Here is a 16,922-nt window from a genome sequence, read left to right on the forward strand (position 1 = left end):
TCAGCCGAGAATGTCGATGAGTCCGGGCACAGGCACTCGCGGCAGTGCACCGGAGGTCGTGAACCGACCCCAGATTCTGCGCAGCTCCGGACCGGCGATCTGTGCCGATGCTCCGTAGTCGAGGAAACTGTCGTGCCAGACGTCGCCGGGGAACAGCAGCGGGAGGTCACCGGAGTGTGCTGCGTCGAAGAAGCTACCATCACCGCGGGAGACGATGAGGAGGCGTGTGCCTTGGCCGCCCGCCATGCGGTGTCGATCGTAGAATTCTTTGGCTGCACGAGTATAGACCGCCGAGGTGATGCCTGAGATCAGCGATTCGAGCATCGGGGACGTCAGGTGCCGGTTATGGAGTCGACGGAAAGCCGGGACGAAACCGGCGAAGAAGGCGATTTCGCGTTCGGTGCGGGTCATGAGCACGTCGTATTTTCGGGCGGCTTCTGACCATGCTGCGTCGGTGTCGGATTTCGCCGGCAGCGGGTAGTCGCCGTAATGGACGCCGAAGCACATGCCGGCGTGCAGTCCGCCGACCAATGCCGCCCTGTGCACCTCGTCCTGTGCAGCGAGGATGTCGTCGACACTGGCGTCGGGGTCGATCTTCTCAGCGACTTTCGCCATGGCCCAGTTCATCGGTTCGGTGCCACCAGCGAGTCCCAGTGGCGCCGAGGCCAGGATCACGCGGTCGAAGAGGTCATCGGTCCCCTCGGCGATCATCAGGTGCGCGCATGCGTCAGCACCGGCGCTCTGCCCTGCGATCGTGACATTGTGCGGGTCTCCCCCGAATGCCGCGATGTTGCGCTGGACCCAGCGCAGTGCCGAGATCTGGTCGAGGAGGCCGAGATTGGAATGTTCAGGTTTGCCCGTTCCCAAGAATCCGAGGACGCCGAGGCGGTAGGTGACCGAGACGACGATGATGTTCTGTTCCTCGACGAGGGTATGCGGATCGTAGATCTCCGCATCCCCGGCGCCAGCGACATAGGCACCGCCGTGGATCCATACGAGCACAGGCAGCGTTGCGTGGTCTTCGCCTCTGTCCACGGGAGTTGTCACGCTCACCCGCAGACAGTCTTCACTGGTGGGCAGGCCGCCGAGCTGGTCGAAGGTCATACCCGCATTCGGGTCGCGTCGGTACTGCGGACTTCCGGGACCGGGTTCTCTGCCATCGATGTCGTCTGCGGGCGGCTCGTCGACGGGATGGGCGAAACGCAGCGCGCGGGCATAGCGGATGCCCCGGGCACGGATCACGTTGCCATCGTCGTAGGCTCGGACCCGACCGCACGGGGCATCGACGTCCCGCCAGACGTTCATCATGGCCTGCCGCTTATTTGGAGGCGACGACCGGGGGCTCAGCCGACCATGGGAAGACGATCCACTGATCCGTGCGCTTCCAGACGAAGTCCGGGTCGATGATGGATGCTGACTTGGCGTAGATCACTGCGGACTGTGCTTCGGCGCCGTGCTTCTTCAGCAGCTCGAGGACCAGGGCGAGAGTGCGACCTGAGTCTGCGACGTCGTCGACGACGAGCAGCTTCTTTCCTTTGATGGCCTCGATGTCGAGCATCGGCGCCAGGAGAATCGGATCGGGCAGAGTCTCATGGACATCGGTGTAGAACTCTACGTTGATGGCGTCGGAGAGCTTGAGGCCGAGTGCATAGGCCAGTGCACCGGCCGGCAGCAGGCCGCCACGGGCGATTGCGATGACGATCTCGGGGTCATATTCGGAGTCGGCGATGATCTGCGCCATCTCCCGAGCCGACGTACCGAATGTGTCCCACGTGAGGATCTCTTTGTCGTTGAGATCGGTCGAATCGGCGTGGTATGCCTGGCTCATAAAGACTCCTAGTGAATGCCCGTTGTTTACCCGAGCTTCAAGGATACGTGGTCGCCGACTCAGCGCAGAAACGTCTCGAAGGCCGCCGTTTCCTGGCCCAGGTGTCCACTGCGCACAGGCAGCGGATTGTTCACCCAGTACTCGCCGGTGTGCGCATCGCGATTCAGGTACCTGTAATCGATGAGTTCCCGACGCAGTCGTGCGAAATCCGGATGGAAGGCCTTGAGCATCGTGTTGACGTCCTTCTCGCGGTAGATCCAGTCGGTGTCGAATTCTCTGAGGATCTCCAACAATAGGACGACGAGGGCCTTGCGTTTCGAGGGGATAGACACCAGGCGGCCATCGCTGATGAACGTTCTCAACGTTTTGGTCCTGAAGGCATCTGCTTTGGGATCCATCGGCGGTGATGCGTGGTGGCTCTGATGCTCGTGGACTGGGCCTTGCAGCAGTGCAGCGCGGGCGGAGGTGAAGTTCTCTCCAGTTGAGCTCATGCGCTGGCGGACGAGATGTTTGAAGTCTTTGTGCTTGGTCATGGTGTCTGATCCTCAACAACCAAGTCTTCCCCAGCACGAAACCTGGCCAGGAGATCACCGTGACAGGTTCGTCCGAGGATTCTCTCCCCTTCACCGAATGGTCAGTGAGCTGGGATCACGACCGAGGTTGGGCGATGGATGCGCCGCTGCCAACAGTATAGACACAGTCTGTCAGTGATGCCGATCAGTTGATGGCATCGAGGTAGACCCAGCGACCGGCTCTGCGAACGAATGAGGAATTCTCCTCAAGTGTGTGTTCGCCGAGGCGGTCCCTGCAGGCGGCGCGAAAGTGCACCGTTCCCGTTTCATCGGATTCCGATCCACCTGTCGTGCCTAGAATCTCCAGACCCAGCCAGGTGGTGTCGGTGTCGAGACCGATATTGGCCGGCCTGGTCTTGGCGTGCCAGGTGCGGAATAGGTGGTCCTCGTTCTCGCGGGCGAATGCGGTGTAGCGCGAGCGCATCAGTGCCTCAGCAGTCGTTGGCCATGCCTGTCCGTCCAAGGCGGGACGGCAGCAATCGTCATAGTCGGCGCCGGGCGGCATTCCGGAACAAGGGCAGATCATGACTCGATGGTATCTCTGAGGTGCTTGCGGGCTGGTTACATGCCACTATGGACGCATGAGTTCAGTTTTCCTCTCCGGCAACTCCGAGGCCGATGCCCTGCTTGCCGATGACCCTTTCGCCCTGCTGATGGGAATGCTGTTGGATCAGCAGGTGCCGATGGAAGTGGCTTTCGCAGGGCCTGCGAAGCTTGCTGAGCGTCTGGGCAAGCTCGATGTGGTCGAGATTGCTGAGATGAACCCGGATGAGTTCCTAGAGAAGTTCTCGATCAAACCGGCGGTGCATCGTTTCCCGAAGTCGATGGCGACAAGGGTGCAGAAGCTCGCAGCGGAGATCGTCGAAGAATACGATGGCGACACTTCAGCCATCTGGACATCCGGAGACCCGACTGGTCCCGAAGTTCTCAAACGCTTGAAGAAATTACCTGGCTTCGGCGATCAGAAGGCGAAGATCTTCCTGGCGCTCCTCGGCAAGCAGTTCGATTTCAACGCTGATGGATGGCGTGAGGCAGCTGGTGACTACGGTGATGAAGACAGCCGTCGTTCAATCGCCGATGTGGTCAATGAGGACACCTTGTTGGAAGTCCGCGCTTTCAAAAAGCAGCAGAAGGCCGCTGCGAAAGCAGCTAAGAAGTAGGTCCACTCACTCACGGGCAAGTTATCCACAGATTCAACTTCGCCTGTTCTCAAAGTCACAGTTCTCGCATAATGTAGAGATTCCAGGCGTGATTCGTACATCTGCGCCGGAGTTCTCGACCACAGAGGCGTGGAATGATGACTGGACATGGCGGACGTCTCCGCTATCGAACGACGACAGCACTGACGTTGGCATCGGCACTTGCCGTACCCCTCGTGTTGTCAGGATGCGAAGACCATTCCCCAGTCGCCGCGCCGACATCGACCCTGCCCGCCAAGGATTCTTCCACGGCAACCCCTGCAACTGATCCGCAACCGACGATCCCCGCCTACGAGACCGAACTCCACCTGAGCCCCGAAGAGACAGAAGCAGTTGAAGGGGCGTTGGTTGCGTTCGAAGGGTACATCGCCACCATCAACCGCGTGTTTTCTTCTGGCGGGAAAGACAACGAGGACACTGAGATTTTCGCTAGCGATAGATCACTTGAAGCACTTGAAACTAGCGCGGACGAGCTTGAAAATAGAGGCCAATACATGGCGGGTAAATACGACTACTACGACGTCAGAATCCATGACGTTGCTCTAGAACCTGAACTAAATCAAGCCGACTCTGTCATAGTCCTATATTGCTCGCATGATTCGAATCACGCTGTTGTAGATCTCGACGACCCACTTCCCTCACAAAAGCCACAAAGCCTAACGATGAAACACACCATAACCAAACAAGACGATGCTTGGAAAGTCTCGAACCAAGAGCTCTGGAGCAAGAAGTGCGAGTAAGAGCCACATTCTCTGCACTCGTCTTGGTGGCTACCTCAGGTCTGATGCTTAATTCAACATCCGCGGCCGCTTCAAATAGCCCGGGCTGTGACTCACTTCAAGAACGGAATTGTAGCGTAGTACAGCCCCCTACACCTCCGCGGCCGCCAAGTCCAAGGCCTCCTGGAGATGGCGGAGGTAGCGGTGGTGGAGGCGGTTCCGGTGGAGGCGGTGGTGGCTCCGGAGGCGGGAGCGACGGTGGTGGCGGCGGGCTGCCCGACTGCGTCCTCGAGGAAGTCGGTCATATCTGTGCGAACCTTCCGGGTCCCGGCCCTGGCCCCGGCGGCGGTGGAGGCGGCGCTCCGGTGAGACCCGAGCCACCCACCCGTATTCCTGAGTCTCAGTTCCAGACCTTCGACATTCCGGCCCCGACTATTCATGCCTGGCCGAAGGATTGGGCCGTCATCGGCAAGCCAGCTGCCTTTTGGACGGATGCCGCCACCAGCTACATCGACATGACACTGCTGACGTACGCAGTCACGGTGAAGGTCACCCCTGAAAAGTACTACTGGGACTTCGGCGACGACACCGGGGGCACCACATCGAAGACAGGGTCGAAGCCACGGCCAGGCGACGAACCGCAGATTGGTCACGATTATCAGAAGACCGGAACGAAGACTGTCGGCATGACCGCGACGTTCAGTGGCGAATTCTCTGTCGACGGTGGCCCATGGCTGCCCATCGACGGTTTCGCACATGTGGCAAGCAACGAGATCTCCATTGATGTCTATCGCTTCCACCGCTATCTCGTTGACGAGGACTGTTATATGAACCCGCGGGGACCTGACTGCAATTGACCGCCCGCTCACAGTGGAATCGAATTGTTCACGAACATCCGCGGCACTGGCCCGAAGGCAAGATCGGCAGGAACCTGAAACAATAGCCACATGGTGTGCCGTATTTCGGAGTTGCTGGTCGACTCCCATTGGCCGATCGTCATCATCGGCGCAGGTCAGGCTGGCCTTTCGGCTGCCCACTATCTCTGGCGCGACGGGCTGGTGCCCGGCAAGGACTTCATCGTCCTCGACGCCGGTGCCGGCCCTGGCGGTGCTTGGCGTGAACGGTGGGATTCCCTGACACTGGGGGCGACGAACCATGTGGCCGACCTCCCGGGATTCCCACTGGGCACACCCGATCCCTCAATACCCGCCTCCGCCGTGGTCTCCGACTATTACTCACGTTTCGAAAGCGAGCTCGAACTCTGCGTCGTCCGGCCCGCCGAGGTGGTCACCGTGAAGTCGCCCACCCCCGGTTCCGGGCCTCTGACGATCACCTCGAAGATCGACGGTGAACGTGTTCAGCTCACGAGCCAGTATCTGATCAATGCGACCGGCACGTGGACGCATCCCTATGTTCCGTTCGTCCCCGGCATCGCCGAGTTCGAAGGCCGCCAACTTCACACCGTAAACTTCCGCGACGTCGAGGACTTCCGGGGCTTGAGAACTTTGGTCGTCGGCGGTGGCATCTCGGCAACCCAGTTTCTGCTCGAACTCGCGAAAGTCACCGATACGCTGTGGGCCACGCGTCGACCCCCGAACTTCACCTCACGAGAATTCGACGGCAACTGGGGCCTCGAGGTCGAACGCGCTGTGCGTTCCCGGACCTTGGCCGGTCTCGCCCCAGCCAGTGTCGTGCGCACCACGGGCCTGCCCATACGAAAGGATTTCCAGTACGGCGTCGAATCCGGAGTCCTCGTCTCACGCGGAATGTTCGACGCGGTGCTGCCTCACGGTGTCCACTTCCCCGGGCGAGCTGCCGAGGTGCAGACGACTTCGGAAGGACTTGGGCCATCGGCAAGCGACCACTTAGCCATGCCAGATTCATGGCAGCCCTTCGAACATGAACGTGTCGAAGAGATCGATGTCATCTTCTGGAACACCGGCTTTCGGGCCGCTCTCAACCATTTGGCGCCGCTGCGGCTGCGCACACCAGATGGAGGAATCGCCATGGAAACCGAAGTCTCGGTCAAGGACGATCGACGAATCTTCCTCGTCGGATACGGTTCGGCCAGTTCAACGGTCGGTGCCACCCGGGCGGGACGGATCGCGGCCAGGGAGCTGCTCAAACGCCGCCAAGCAGCACTGCGCACACGTACTTATGAGAGTGCGGGCGATTCCAAGACCTGATCGGCGAAGCTGACGGTCGGCAACATCTGCGCGAAGAGCGCGGCAGTGGCTTGGTCACTTGACACCGTGACCATCTCGACACTGACCTTGTACAGTCGACCGTTGTCCGAGATCCCGGCAATGGCTCCATAGAGCACGGACTCGGTCTTATCGATGGCCCGGATCTCCTGGCGGGCGAGCAGCCCGTGGACTGTCCAGTACGCGCCACCGGGCACAGTCCCGGAGTTCTCTTCCAGAATGCTTGATCGCGATTCTCCGAAGGTCTGTTCCTGTGCTTTATCGATGATGCTCTGTGCAGTCTCGTCGTCTTCATAGCAGTTGACGGTGATGATGGCGCCGTTGTCGCGACTGTAGAGCTGATAGCTGTCGTAGGCAAGGTCGCCGTTCCATTCGCTGTCCATGGCCATCTGCACATGGACCGGGCATTCGGGACCCAGATCGACCGTCACCTGAGCCATTCCAGCAGGAACTGCAGGGGTATCGGACTCCGGGGGCGTCTCTCCTTCGGATCCATCGTCGATGACGACGCTGACCGGTCGCGATTCGCCTTCGTCTGTGCTCACACGTAGGGCTGAGCACCCGGAGAGGGTCAGGCCCAGCACCATCACACTTGACAGGAGAAGACTCCGATACATGGGCCCGCTTTCGAATGGTGGAGTGGCGCTCTTTCGACAGCGCCACTCATATCGTACCCATCACGGCCCCCGCCTGCTCTGGCACAAGTGCCGCGTGGGGCTTAGCCTTGGACTATGACCGACCTCCCGATCTTCGATGACGATGATGTCAATCGCCTCCTGTGCATAGTTGCCCACCCCGATGACATGGAATATGGTGCCTCCGCGGCTGTGGCCAAATGGACCGACCAGGGAAAGTCCGTGTCCTATCTGCTTCTGACTCGCGGTGAAGCCGGAATCCGTGAGATGTCCCCGGAGAAGGTTGTTCCCCTACGAGAAGGTGAGCAGCGAGAAGCGTGCACGATCGTCGGAGTGGGGGATCTTGAGATCCTCGACTTCCCAGACGGTCTTCTCGAGCCCAGCCTCGAGCTCCGGCGCGCGATCGCGAAGAAGATCCGCCAATTCAAACCTGATGCCGTGATGGTGACCAACTGGGAACTCAAGATGCCGTGGGGCCTGAACCATGTCGATCATCGGGCGGCCGGCATCGCCACGATCGATGCCATCCGTGATGCCGACAATCCGTGGGTCTTCACCGAACTCAAGGACGACGGACTTGAAGCGTGGAAGGCCGACAAGCTGTTGGTCAACGGGGCTGATCCCACCCATGCTGTGGTCCTCGACGACGAACACGTCGACCGGGCCGTGCGCTCTCTGGAGGCTCATGCGGTCTATCTCGCGGCCTTGCCCGACCATCCCATGCCCTCAGACATGATCCCCGGAATCACCTCGGAAGCCGGAACACGGGCAGGCGTGAAATACGCGCTGCCCGTGCAAGTATTCGACATGTAGCACCCGGCACACCGAATCGGTGACCGGATCCGCCGCACTCAGGCGCTGAGTGCGGCGACCGCCGAGTCGTAATCCGGTTCGGTGCCGATCTCGTCGACCAGCTGCTTGTGGATGACGGTTCCCTTTTCATCGAGGACGACGACTGAGCGGGCCAGCAATCCGGCCAGGGGTCCGTCGACCATGGTCACTCCGAATTCCTTGCCGAAGGCGCTGCGGAATCCGGATGCGGCGACGACGTTCTCAATGCCTTCGCTGCCGCAGAAGCGCGACTGTGCGAAGGGCAGGTCATTGGACACACACAGCACTGTGGTGTTCTCCAGGCTCGCGGCGAGTTCGTTGAACTTGCGCACCGAGGCCGCACAGACACCGGTGTCCACACTTGGGAAGATGTTGAGGACAACGCGCTTGCCCGTTGTGTCGGCAGAGTTGACTTCGCCGAGGTCGTTGCCCACGAGGCTGAATGCTGGTGCCTGTGTGCCTTTCTCCGGGAGCTCGCCTACAGTCTTGACCGGTGTGCCTTGGAATGCTGTTTTCGCCATGCTTTTCGTTCGCTTTCTATCGTGATCACTGCTGTCGGTTCCCACCCTACGTGAGTTCACCGACACGAGAATCGCCCTTTCAGATCCGACGTCGGCGGGCGAACCAGACCATTCCTGCTCCGAGTGCAATGATGGCTGCCGCAATCCCGATCGAGGCACCCAGTTCGGCGCCCGTGCGTGGCAGATCGCCGCCGGCATTCGCATTCCCACTGCTGTCGGAAGAATCGGATCCCTTGGCATTGTCCATGCCGCTGTCAGAATCCGATCCGTTCGCCGAGGTGGTCCCATCGTCGGCATCGACCGTGGCGCCAGCGGCGACTGTGGAATTCGCACCGTCGTCGTTGGCAGCAGCGTCTTCGTCGCCATTGGCGCTGTCCGCGCCATCTGCTCCATCGGCGTTGCCACCGTCGGAGGTCCCGTCCGCTTCTGCCTGGGCATCAGCTTCGGCTTCTGCCACGGCCTCGGAAGACGCTTCGTCATCGTCGCCTGGGCCCTGCGTGGTCGTGACGACCTGCCAGTTCTCATCGTAGAAGTCCGTGGGATCGACAATCTCGTTGTCTTTGACCCAGTCGATGAGGCTCTGACGGATCTCGACCTGTTCGTTGTAGACCTCTTTCAGGTCACCGACCGGGTAGTCGCCGCCTCCGGACTGGCGGTAGTTGTTGATCGCGAGGATGAATGTGTCATCATCGCCGACAGTATTGCCTTCTTTGTCAGTGAGGTTCTCGATGCGTTCGCCGACCGGTTTGGACACGTTGATGTCGTAGTCGATGCCCGAGAGCGCGTCGTAGTTGTAGTCAGGAATCGGCCGGTCGAGGCCTTCGTCGATGGCGTTGGTTCCATTGACCGGGTCGAAGTCGGCGCCTTCTTCTGTCTGCTTGAAGTAGCGGGCGGAGAACTCGAGGTAGTCGCGCAGCTGTGAACCATTGATTTCGACTCCGCCGAGGGTGTTGTCGAAGACGTAGAGTCCGGCGACGTCGCGGATGGTGATGTCTCCGGCAGGGAATTCGGCTGTGCGGCTGAATGGTGAGGCCTGCGAGATGACGGGCACGTCTTTGTACTCGGTGTCTGCCAACGCGGTCTCTACCGTCTCAGACTGCACCTTTGAGATGAAGTCGAGGATCGCAGTGTCCTCATAGTACGAGGTCTCTGCGCTCATGGTCTCGGTCACTGAGCCGATCTTCGTATTGACGTAGTCAACGGTCTTCTTATGCTGGGAATCGATGAGATCTTTGATCTCCGGATCCTCAGTGACATCACCCTGCGTGACAAGTGGTGTGGCTTCGGGTTCGGTACTCCCCCAGTCGATCCCCATGTCTTCGAGATTGATGGGCAGGTCCACCTCAGAGACGGACCGCGCCCAGTAGTTGGGCTGGGTGATGAGCGCCTTTGTCCCGTCCTCGCGTGACACGACCTGGCTCGGTTCATCCTGGTGGGTGTGTCCGGCGACGAGCACATCGACTCCGGGGACCTTCGCGACAGATGTGCTGACGTTCTCCTGCAGCTTCGAAGGGTCCCAGGTCTGGCCTTCGGGATCCTTGCCGGAGTGTGAGAGTACGACGACGATGTCTGCCCCGGCGTCCTTCATCTCCGGGACGTACTTCTTCGCAGTCTCGACGGGGTCGTCGAAGTGGACCTTGCCGGAGAGTTTGTTCTTGTCCCAGATCCGACTGCCGGGGGTCGTCACGCCCAGAACACCGATGGTGATCTCCTGACCGGAGACATTCTTCTTCACGAGGGTGTAGGGATCGAGGTGGGGCTGGTCGTCGTCGTCATTGATGACGTTCGCGCCCAGGACGGGGAAGTTGACCTGTTCCTTATATTTGGCGAGCAGGTCGAGTCCGTAGTTGAACTCGTGGTTGCCCGCGACCTGTGCGTCATAGCCGACATGGTTGTAGGTTTTGGCCATCGGGTGCGTCTCACCGGTTTCGGTGATGCGTTCCTGTTGCGCGTAGTAGTACGTCAACGGGGTGCCCTGTATCGTGTCACCGTTGTCGACGAGGAGCACCGAATCCTCGCCCTTGGCCTCTTTGACACCCTTGATCAGGGTGGAGGCACGCGACATGCCGAGTTCTTCCCCGTCGGGGTAGGGAGCATTGGCGAAGTAGTCCCAGTTGAGGACGTGACCGTGGACATCGGTCGTCGCCAACAGGGTGAGTTCGCCCGTGGCCGCTGCCTGTTCCTCATCCGGGGGCCCGCCGCCCAGCCCCGTCGCCGAGGCGGCTGCTGGGCCTGCAACGATGAGTGTCAATGCCAACGTGGACGAGGCGAAGCTTCGCAATCGCATGAGTCTCCAGATGTAGTTGTAGTTCAGATCTCCCACTCTAATCCGAATTCCGGCGACCCTGAGCAAATCCTGAGCGAAATCTGCACAAACTATGTTGTCTCTACTGTTCGACGAGGTTGTCCTTGGCAGTCTTCGACGTGAACATGGACTCGACGACGATGAGGACAACCACGATTGCCGCACCGATGACAGCGAGAATGATCGGGGCAGCGATCGGGTCGTAGGGCGCGAGCAGACCTCCGGCTTCGGCATCGGATTGCCACGGCCACAATGCCCTCAAAGAGCCGAGCATCAAGCCCGCCATCGCGACCAGAGTCCACCATCGGTGATTGTGCAGTAGGTAGCGCAGGATATTGACGAACAGTGCCAGGCCGAGGATCGCGCCGAGTCCGAATACAGCGATGTAGAGGAGGTCGCGGTCGTTGACTGCGCGCAGCGTGGTGGCGTAGAGGCCCACTGCGAGGAGGAAGAACGATCCCGATACGCCGGGAACGACCAGAGCGCAGATGGCGATTGAGGCGACGAAGAAGACCGCAATGAGTGGCGGATTCTCGACGTCGGATCCACCTGCCAGTCCGGTCATCCAGAAGGCGAGAGCTGCAGCGGCGATAAAGACGAGGATACCCAGCAGCAGAGATTGTCCGCTACGCGCCGGCAGCATGCGCAATGGGACGGAGATGCTGGCTGCGACGAGTCCGAAGAACAGCCCCCTGGCAAGTTCTGGGTTGGCTGTGACGAAGCCTTCCATCACTCCAGCGATGCTGAAGACTGCCACCATCATGCCCAGAAGGACCGGGATGACGAGGAACCAGTCTGTGCGGCGCAGTTCTGCGAGGGCGCCGCTCCACCGGTCTGGGCCGGTGATCACAGTCTTCGCTGCCTTGACCACATGGGCCGCCGAGTCGATGAGCTGGTCGTAGACTCCGGTCACGAGAGCAATCGTTCCGCCGGAGACCCCAGGGACAAGCTCGGCAGAGCCGATCAGGAATCCGCGGAGCAGGTCGAGGGGGATCAGAGCTTTGGAACGGGTGGTCTTCAGGGAAGCGGCCACCTCGGAGCTGGAGTTAGTCATAGTCCCTTCAGCCTACGAGACTCACACTCCCAGGTGCCAACAATAGGCTCTGTGTCGCCGTCGTGGTGTCCTAGTCTCCGGTGGCTCCATCGATGCTTTCGCGGATGAGATCGGCGTGGCCTACGTGTCGAGCGTATTCCTCGATCATATGGATGAGCACCCACCGGACGTTGAACCGCTCGCCCGACGACGGCTCACGTGCCATCAGCGTATCCAAGTCATCGATGCCGGCAAGGATCTCCCGCGACTGGTCACAGGCCTTGGCATGCAGCCTCAGCAGGTAGTCGGGCGTGTCCTCGACTGCGCTTTCGAAGTCCCAGTCAGGGTCGGCCTTCCAGTCAATGCTCGCCCACGGTTCAGAGAGTTCCTGGTCCAGGATGTCCTCGACGAACCATTGTTCTTCGACCAGGCTGAGGTGCTTGATGATGCCGCCCAGGGTCAGCGGCGATGCACCGACACGACGGTTGAGGTCAGCCGAGGCCAGTCCTTCGACCTTTCTGCGCAGCACCGCACGATAGTAGTCGAGGAACTCTTCCAGCCCCTGACGCTCTTTCGGCGCTGCAGTCGGGTCTGTTGGTGGCGGGCTCATGGTCATATTTCGCCTTCTTCATTCGGTGTCTTCCGACCGATGTCGAAGACATTTCCTTCGGGGTCTTTCAGCGTGGTCCATTCGATGCCGAACTCGGAAAAGGAGGCAACCTTCTCGGCCCCCAATGCCACCGCACGCTCGACGTCGGCGGGATAGTTCGGGTCATCGAGATCGATGTGCAAGGGGTTCTTTCCCTCGCCGCGTTCCTCGACTTTGAGGAAGAGCATGCCTGGAGTCATCGATTCGCCGCTGTGGACGCCGCCGATGCTGGCGACGAATTCGTTCGCGCCGTCATCGAGTTCGGCGTTGAGAAGTTCGGCCCAGAAGACCGACTGGGCTTCGACGTCTTTGCAGTCGAAGGTGATGCTCAGCGAGGACAGAGACGCCATGGCTGGTGATCCTTTCATAATGATGTCTATTTGACCTCACACTCTAGACGCAGGCTCTGACTCGGCGCGGGCCTCCCGACATACTTCAGCTCTCAACCTCGCGGCTGTCGTGCCAGTTGCCGGGACTGGGCGACCAATCGGCCAGCGGAGTCCCAGAGTTCACAATCCTCTTCGAACATGCCCCCGGCGATATTGCGCGTGTACAGCTTCGCTCTGATCCAGCCTGGTGCTGGAACGGCACGCAGATGAGCGGTGAGCTCCATGGTCGGGGCCCAGTTGAAGCGGCCCAGATCGAACATCACCGGCGGGAATGCGTCAAGGAAAGCCAATAGCGCCAGCGAGTCTGGTTCGGTTCCGTCAGCCAAACGGATCCACCCCTGGAGCAGACCGCGGCCACTGGGTCGACCAGTCGCGAAGCCGGCGGTCTCGGGATCGAGTCTCATATCGTAGCGTTTGACCAAGGGAGCGGACTTGACGAAGTCTCCGGGCGCCTCGGCGACGCTGATGCACTGATCCGGGTCCGGCAGCTCAGGCGGGCTGGCCGTGGTCGCGACATCATCAGGCAGATCGCCGAGGCTGCCCATCGTCGCCAGGGCGGTGATCGTCGGTGCGTCGTTCTGGGACAGATCAACGGCGAAGGTGGCACTGGATCGGCCCTCGCGGATGAGTCGCGTCGCGATGTCGGCTCGGCCGCCCCGGCTGGGGCCCAGGTAGTAGGTCGAGAGCACCAATGAGTCAGGAGCCTTCGGGCTGTTGTTGCGCAACGCCTGCGCGATGATACTGAGGAGATATCCTCCGTTGACCGCGCCGGCGACACTCCACACTCCGTCGAGCTCAGCGCTGAAGCTGGTATCCGACTCGCGTTTGACTGCAATGGCGGAGGCGAACTCTCCCAGGGGAGATTCGCCCGAATTCTTTTGACTCATGTGACACACATTACCAAGGACTGAACAATCGTCCGGTCAGTGCAGTTTGTTGACCTGTCGTTCATTGCCGCGGCGGTAGTTCCCGGTGGCACGCGCAAGCAGCTGCTGATCGGATTCGAAGCCGGCGCCGAGCTTGGGAATCAATGCAGACGCCTTCTTGCCGCCAAGCTCCATCACGGTTCGGCCGTTGCGCATAATGATGAGCATGCCCGATTTGGTGATGCGGTAGTCGAATGGGTCATCATCGAGGCTCAACGCTCTCACTCCCCTGTCATCGTGCGTCCGGTCAGCCTGGTGACCATGAGCATAACCTTGTCACGCCTCGATCCCAACGGTGCCGACCGTTCCGGACTCATCGATTGCTTCGCCAACAATGATTTTCCCTCCCACGTTCGCCCGCTGCCATGGACTGCTGCCGGGGTCGAAGAGCGCATTGATTCGAGTACTCTTCGCAGTGATGACTACGACGCCTTCTGGCTCCGACATGAACAGTTGGGCAACCTCGGCATAGTGCGGCTCGACGACAATACTCGCGATGACAATATCGCTATGCGTGCCGTGACGCCGTAGTTCTGGCCACAAGAAGAACGCCCCCGGTCCGAAGACCAGGGGCGTTCTTGTGAACTCTCAGACGATCATTTGCTGATCGAGTGAGCTATGTTCAGTTCTTCTTGTTCCGACGCATGGTCAGGACAACTGCGGCTCCACCAACAACGAGGAGTCCGGCACCGGCAGCAAGGCCGGTCAGTTCAGCACCGGTGCGAGGCAGATCAGATCCGCCATCTCCTCCGTCACCATCGTCGCTTCCGCCGCCGTTGCCATCTTCATCGGCAACTACGGTGAACGAGCCGGCAAGTGCCTTCTCTTCATCTGTGTCGTTGGCTCCGGTCACCTGCACGTCGTACTTGCCCAGGTAGGCCGAAGGATCAGATGCGTTGGTTCCGTAGATCGAGAAAGCGGCGACGCCGTTTTCGTTCGCGGTCTCGTCGAGAGTGATGCCCTCAACATTGTCCGGTCCGGCGACAACCTCGAGGGAGACGTTTTCGCCCTCTTCGAAGCCCTCGACCGTGATCTGCACGCCCTTGTCCTTCTTCACGAAGTCAGAGGCAGCAACTTCCTTGGGCTCGATGGAGATCTTGCGCTCGGCCGGAGCCTCGCCATCCTTCGATCCGTCGGAATCAGCGTTGGATTCTGCAGTCTTAGCGTCTGCAGCTGCACCAGCGCCCGAGTCGGCACCATCGGCTGCGGAATCAGCGCTAGCGTCGTCGCCTTCAGCGGCGGAGTCAGCGTCTGCGTTGTCGGCATCGGCGGCAGCAGTAGCATCTGCTTCGTCAGCGGCAGCTTCCACCGTCACAGTGAACTCACGTGGGTCCGAAGTTCCGGCGTCAGTGGTCGCGGTAGCAGTGTATGCGTACTCGCCAGCTTCTGAAGGTGCTTCTGCAGTGAAGTTTCCGTCGGCGTCAGCCGTAACAGTTACGGTGCCTTCTGCTGCAGCGTGAATCTGGATTGCCGACTCTGCGCCGTTGTCGGCGACAGGCTTCCAAACAAGCTTCACCTTGGCGTTCGCTTCGGTCTTACCGGTGATCTGGCCGCCTTCTTCAACCGTCTGGTCATCGACGACTGGCGCTTCAGGTACTTCCGGAGCATCGGCGTCGGAGTTTGCGTCGTCACCGTCGGCAGCGGCAGCAGCATCTGCATCCTTCGCGTCAGCACCTGCGTCTGCGTCGGCATCCTTGGCATCCGCACCAGCGTCTGCGTCAGCATCCTTGGCATCCGCGCCTGCATCTGCGTCAGCATCCTTGGCATCCGCACCTGCATCTGCATCTGCATCCTTGGCATCCGCACCAGCGTCTGCGTCAGCATCCTTAGCATCCGCACCTGCATCAGCATTCGCGTCGTCGTCGCCTGGAGGCTCTTCGTTCGGATCAGTTAACCGGAAGTCGACACCAGAGGTCTTAAGCGAGTAGTCGAGGTCGGCAACCCAGCTCATGTCGTAGATCACACCGCCCTGCTCAACATCTCCGCCACCGGAGATGACGCCCACGGCAGTATCACCCTGGAACACTCCACCACCGGAGTCACCGCTTGCAGAGAATGGGGCTCCTTTGGAAGCCTTGACACCAAATCCGTGAACAAAGCGCCCACCGATATTCATGAACTCGTACTGTTCATTCAGATCGGTCCACACTGGACCTTCTGTCAGGCCAGTGGTGCGACCGGCCTTTTGAACGTTCCCCTCTGTGTGGGCACCGACCTTTGCAATGTCAGTTTCGAGCCCAGCGCCAAGATCTTCGGAGGCGGCAGTCGACCAATCGGTGACGCCATTCTTGACGTTGTACTTAGACGCATCGACGTTGATCACAGCGAAGTCGATGTCGTCTGCCTTCGGCTGCTGAGTCTCATCTGTGACGAGATCGCCACCGAATTTGTGATATCCCCACTTACCGAGAACGCCCTGTCCGGAACGGACAAATCCGTCACCGCCGGTGCCTGCTGCAGGGGCCGTCGAAGGCTGTTCGGTTTCATCGACAATGGAGTCACCCGAAAACTCGCCGGACTCCTCGATGATTTTTGCACAGTGTCCAGCCGTCAGAACGATCGGGTTCCCGTCGCCGTCCCAGCCAGAGAATCCTGTCGAACATGCTCCAGCACCGGTGCCGGCCTGCGCCAGATAGCCTGCTCCGCCGACGATGTCGTTGGCAGCGTACGGCTTGAGTTCCTTGATGCCCTCGGTGACTACGACATTGTCGTATTCTTCCTCGAGCGCCTCAATCGCATCGGTCTTCTCTGCAACACCAATGTTGAGCTTGCCACCCTTGGCGCCGTAAGCATTGACGCCTTCTACATCAGCCAACGCTTTCTGCACATGCGCGTTGTTCTGCACATCCAGTTTCTGCGGGCCGTCGGCCAGCGCAGGGGACGCGACGAACGCACTGCCGAGACCGAGCGCCGCTGCGGCGGTCAGTGCCAGCGAACTCTGCACGAATTTCTTCTGCATACGTTTCCGTTTCTCTTATCAGGAGCTTGCAATATCACAGCTTGATGACCTTGGTCACGATAAGGTTACGACCTGCATACAGCGACTACCAAGAAAGTAGACCGCAAACTGTGAACTAAATGAACGAAACAACAGATGTTGCTGAAATGATG

General features: G+C 60.0%; 19 protein-coding genes. 6 read left to right on the forward strand and 13 right to left on the reverse strand.

All coding sequences use genetic code 11. From position 1 onward, the window contains the following. From JTF07_RS08485 to JTF07_RS08500, 4 genes are all read right to left on the reverse strand, one after another. Positions 1-1,308: a carboxylesterase family protein gene (locus JTF07_RS08485; RefSeq protein ID WP_252199628.1), complete on the reverse strand. Its 1,308-nt coding sequence runs from the start codon at positions 1,306-1,308 to the stop codon at positions 1-3. Between the two features lie 10 nt (positions 1,309-1,318). Beyond that, the gene (locus tag JTF07_RS08490) at positions 1,319-1,828 is read right to left on the reverse strand and encodes a phosphoribosyltransferase (protein WP_204233831.1); all 510 of its coding nucleotides are present in this window, start codon (positions 1,826-1,828) and stop codon (positions 1,319-1,321) included. A gap of 59 nt (positions 1,829-1,887) precedes the next feature. Continuing rightward, the gene (locus JTF07_RS08495; RefSeq protein ID WP_204233832.1) at positions 1,888-2,361 is read right to left on the reverse strand and encodes a DUF2087 domain-containing protein; all 474 of its coding nucleotides are present in this window, start codon (positions 2,359-2,361) and stop codon (positions 1,888-1,890) included. A 184-nt stretch (positions 2,362-2,545) separates the two neighbouring features. Next, the gene (locus tag JTF07_RS08500; protein WP_252199630.1) at positions 2,546-2,926 is read right to left on the reverse strand and encodes a YchJ family protein; all 381 of its coding nucleotides are present in this window, start codon (positions 2,924-2,926) and stop codon (positions 2,546-2,548) included. Positions 2,927-2,981: 55 nt separating this feature from the next. Here JTF07_RS08500 and JTF07_RS08505 point away from each other — a divergent pair, with 55 nt between their 5' ends. The 4 genes from JTF07_RS08505 (at position 2,982) to JTF07_RS08520 (ending at position 6,504) form a co-directional block, all read left to right on the forward strand. Next, complete coding sequence (locus JTF07_RS08505) at positions 2,982-3,560, forward strand: HhH-GPD-type base excision DNA repair protein (RefSeq protein ID WP_204233833.1); 579 nt, start codon at positions 2,982-2,984, stop codon at positions 3,558-3,560. Between the two features lie 134 nt (positions 3,561-3,694). After that, the gene (locus JTF07_RS08510) at positions 3,695-4,339 is read left to right on the forward strand and encodes a hypothetical protein (protein ID WP_204233834.1); all 645 of its coding nucleotides are present in this window, start codon (positions 3,695-3,697) and stop codon (positions 4,337-4,339) included. Between the two features lie 344 nt (positions 4,340-4,683). After that, the gene (locus JTF07_RS08515; protein ID WP_204233835.1) at positions 4,684-5,175 is read left to right on the forward strand and encodes a hypothetical protein; all 492 of its coding nucleotides are present in this window, start codon (positions 4,684-4,686) and stop codon (positions 5,173-5,175) included. A 90-nt stretch (positions 5,176-5,265) separates the two neighbouring features. Further along, complete coding sequence (locus tag JTF07_RS08520) at positions 5,266-6,504, forward strand: NAD(P)-binding domain-containing protein (protein ID WP_204233836.1); 1,239 nt, start codon at positions 5,266-5,268, stop codon at positions 6,502-6,504. On the opposite strand, the gene JTF07_RS08525 is transcribed toward JTF07_RS08520, so the two are convergent. Beyond that, positions 6,474-7,067, reverse strand: a complete 594-nt coding sequence (locus JTF07_RS08525) for a hypothetical protein (RefSeq protein ID WP_353843916.1) — start codon at positions 7,065-7,067, stop codon at positions 6,474-6,476. The genes JTF07_RS08520 and JTF07_RS08525 overlap by 31 nt on opposite strands. Before the next feature lie 186 nt (positions 7,068-7,253). Between JTF07_RS08525 and JTF07_RS08530 the strand changes: the two genes are divergently transcribed. Continuing rightward, positions 7,254-7,970: a PIG-L deacetylase family protein gene (locus JTF07_RS08530; RefSeq protein ID WP_204233837.1), complete on the forward strand. Its 717-nt coding sequence runs from the start codon at positions 7,254-7,256 to the stop codon at positions 7,968-7,970. 38 nt (positions 7,971-8,008) lie between these two features. Here JTF07_RS08530 and tpx read toward each other — a convergent pair whose 3' ends face one another. The 7 genes from tpx to JTF07_RS08565 form a co-directional block, all read right to left on the reverse strand. After that, the gene (gene tpx, locus JTF07_RS08535; RefSeq protein ID WP_204233838.1) at positions 8,009-8,509 is read right to left on the reverse strand and encodes a thiol peroxidase; all 501 of its coding nucleotides are present in this window, start codon (positions 8,507-8,509) and stop codon (positions 8,009-8,011) included. Between the two features lie 79 nt (positions 8,510-8,588). Further along, positions 8,589-10,796 carry a bifunctional metallophosphatase/5'-nucleotidase gene (locus tag JTF07_RS08540; protein ID WP_204233839.1) on the reverse strand — a complete coding sequence of 736 codons (2,208 nt, stop codon included), beginning with the start codon at positions 10,794-10,796 and terminating at the stop codon, positions 8,589-8,591. A gap of 100 nt (positions 10,797-10,896) precedes the next feature. After that, positions 10,897-11,868: a DUF368 domain-containing protein gene (locus JTF07_RS08545; protein ID WP_204233840.1), complete on the reverse strand. Its 972-nt coding sequence runs from the start codon at positions 11,866-11,868 to the stop codon at positions 10,897-10,899. 70 nt (positions 11,869-11,938) lie between these two features. Beyond that, a complete protein-coding gene (locus JTF07_RS08550) occupies positions 11,939-12,457 on the reverse strand; it encodes a DinB family protein (RefSeq protein WP_252199635.1) in 519 nt (172 codons plus the stop codon). 2 nt (positions 12,458-12,459) lie between these two features. Continuing rightward, entirely contained in the window at positions 12,460-12,846 is a 387-nt protein-coding gene (locus JTF07_RS08555) for a VOC family protein (RefSeq protein ID WP_204233842.1), read from the reverse strand. Positions 12,847-12,938: 92 nt separating this feature from the next. Further along, entirely contained in the window at positions 12,939-13,772 is an 834-nt protein-coding gene (locus JTF07_RS08560) for a thioesterase family protein (RefSeq protein ID WP_204233843.1), read from the reverse strand. Positions 13,773-13,808: 36 nt separating this feature from the next. Beyond that, complete coding sequence (locus JTF07_RS08565; RefSeq protein WP_204233844.1) at positions 13,809-14,027, reverse strand: hypothetical protein; 219 nt, start codon at positions 14,025-14,027, stop codon at positions 13,809-13,811. 45 nt (positions 14,028-14,072) lie between these two features. Here JTF07_RS08565 and JTF07_RS08570 point away from each other — a divergent pair, with 45 nt between their 5' ends. Then, entirely contained in the window at positions 14,073-14,342 is a 270-nt protein-coding gene (locus JTF07_RS08570) for a hypothetical protein (RefSeq protein WP_204233845.1), read from the forward strand. A 91-nt stretch (positions 14,343-14,433) separates the two neighbouring features. On the opposite strand, the gene JTF07_RS08575 is transcribed toward JTF07_RS08570, so the two are convergent. Next, on the reverse strand, positions 14,434-16,770 hold the full coding sequence (locus JTF07_RS08575) for an LPXTG cell wall anchor domain-containing protein (RefSeq protein ID WP_204233846.1): 2,337 nt from the start codon (positions 16,768-16,770) through the stop codon (positions 14,434-14,436). Positions 16,771-16,922 lie beyond the last annotated feature (152 nt).

Source organism: Brevibacterium sp. RIT 803 (assembly GCF_016892625.1).
Taxonomy (GTDB): Bacteria; Actinomycetota; Actinomycetes; order Actinomycetales; family Brevibacteriaceae; genus Brevibacterium.

Excerpts from the sequence above, each read along its gene's own strand:
- JTF07_RS08485 (WP_252199628.1), bottom strand. The coding sequence starts at position 1,308 with ATGATGAACGTCTGGCGGGACGTCGATGCCCCGTGCGGTCGGGTCCGA.
- JTF07_RS08490 (WP_204233831.1), bottom strand. The coding sequence starts at position 1,828 with ATGAGCCAGGCATACCACGCCGATTCGACCGATCTCAACGACAAAGAG.
- JTF07_RS08495 (WP_204233832.1), bottom strand. The coding sequence starts at position 2,361 with ATGACCAAGCACAAAGACTTCAAACATCTCGTCCGCCAGCGCATGAGC.
- JTF07_RS08500 (WP_252199630.1), bottom strand. The coding sequence starts at position 2,926 with ATGATCTGCCCTTGTTCCGGAATGCCGCCCGGCGCCGACTATGACGAT.
- JTF07_RS08505 (WP_204233833.1), top strand. The coding sequence starts at position 2,982 with ATGAGTTCAGTTTTCCTCTCCGGCAACTCCGAGGCCGATGCCCTGCTT.
- JTF07_RS08510 (WP_204233834.1), top strand. The coding sequence starts at position 3,695 with ATGATGACTGGACATGGCGGACGTCTCCGCTATCGAACGACGACAGCA.
- JTF07_RS08520 (WP_204233836.1), top strand. The coding sequence starts at position 5,266 with ATGGTGTGCCGTATTTCGGAGTTGCTGGTCGACTCCCATTGGCCGATC.
- JTF07_RS08530 (WP_204233837.1), top strand. The coding sequence starts at position 7,254 with ATGACCGACCTCCCGATCTTCGATGACGATGATGTCAATCGCCTCCTG.
- tpx (WP_204233838.1), bottom strand. The coding sequence starts at position 8,509 with ATGGCGAAAACAGCATTCCAAGGCACACCGGTCAAGACTGTAGGCGAG.
- JTF07_RS08540 (WP_204233839.1), bottom strand. The coding sequence starts at position 10,796 with ATGCGATTGCGAAGCTTCGCCTCGTCCACGTTGGCATTGACACTCATC.
- JTF07_RS08545 (WP_204233840.1), bottom strand. The coding sequence starts at position 11,868 with ATGACTAACTCCAGCTCCGAGGTGGCCGCTTCCCTGAAGACCACCCGT.
- JTF07_RS08550 (WP_252199635.1), bottom strand. The coding sequence starts at position 12,457 with ATGAGCCCGCCACCAACAGACCCGACTGCAGCGCCGAAAGAGCGTCAG.
- JTF07_RS08555 (WP_204233842.1), bottom strand. The coding sequence starts at position 12,846 with ATGGCGTCTCTGTCCTCGCTGAGCATCACCTTCGACTGCAAAGACGTC.
- JTF07_RS08560 (WP_204233843.1), bottom strand. The coding sequence starts at position 13,772 with ATGAGTCAAAAGAATTCGGGCGAATCTCCCCTGGGAGAGTTCGCCTCC.
- JTF07_RS08570 (WP_204233845.1), top strand. The coding sequence starts at position 14,073 with ATGAGCATAACCTTGTCACGCCTCGATCCCAACGGTGCCGACCGTTCC.
- JTF07_RS08575 (WP_204233846.1), bottom strand. The coding sequence starts at position 16,770 with ATGCAGAAGAAATTCGTGCAGAGTTCGCTGGCACTGACCGCCGCAGCG.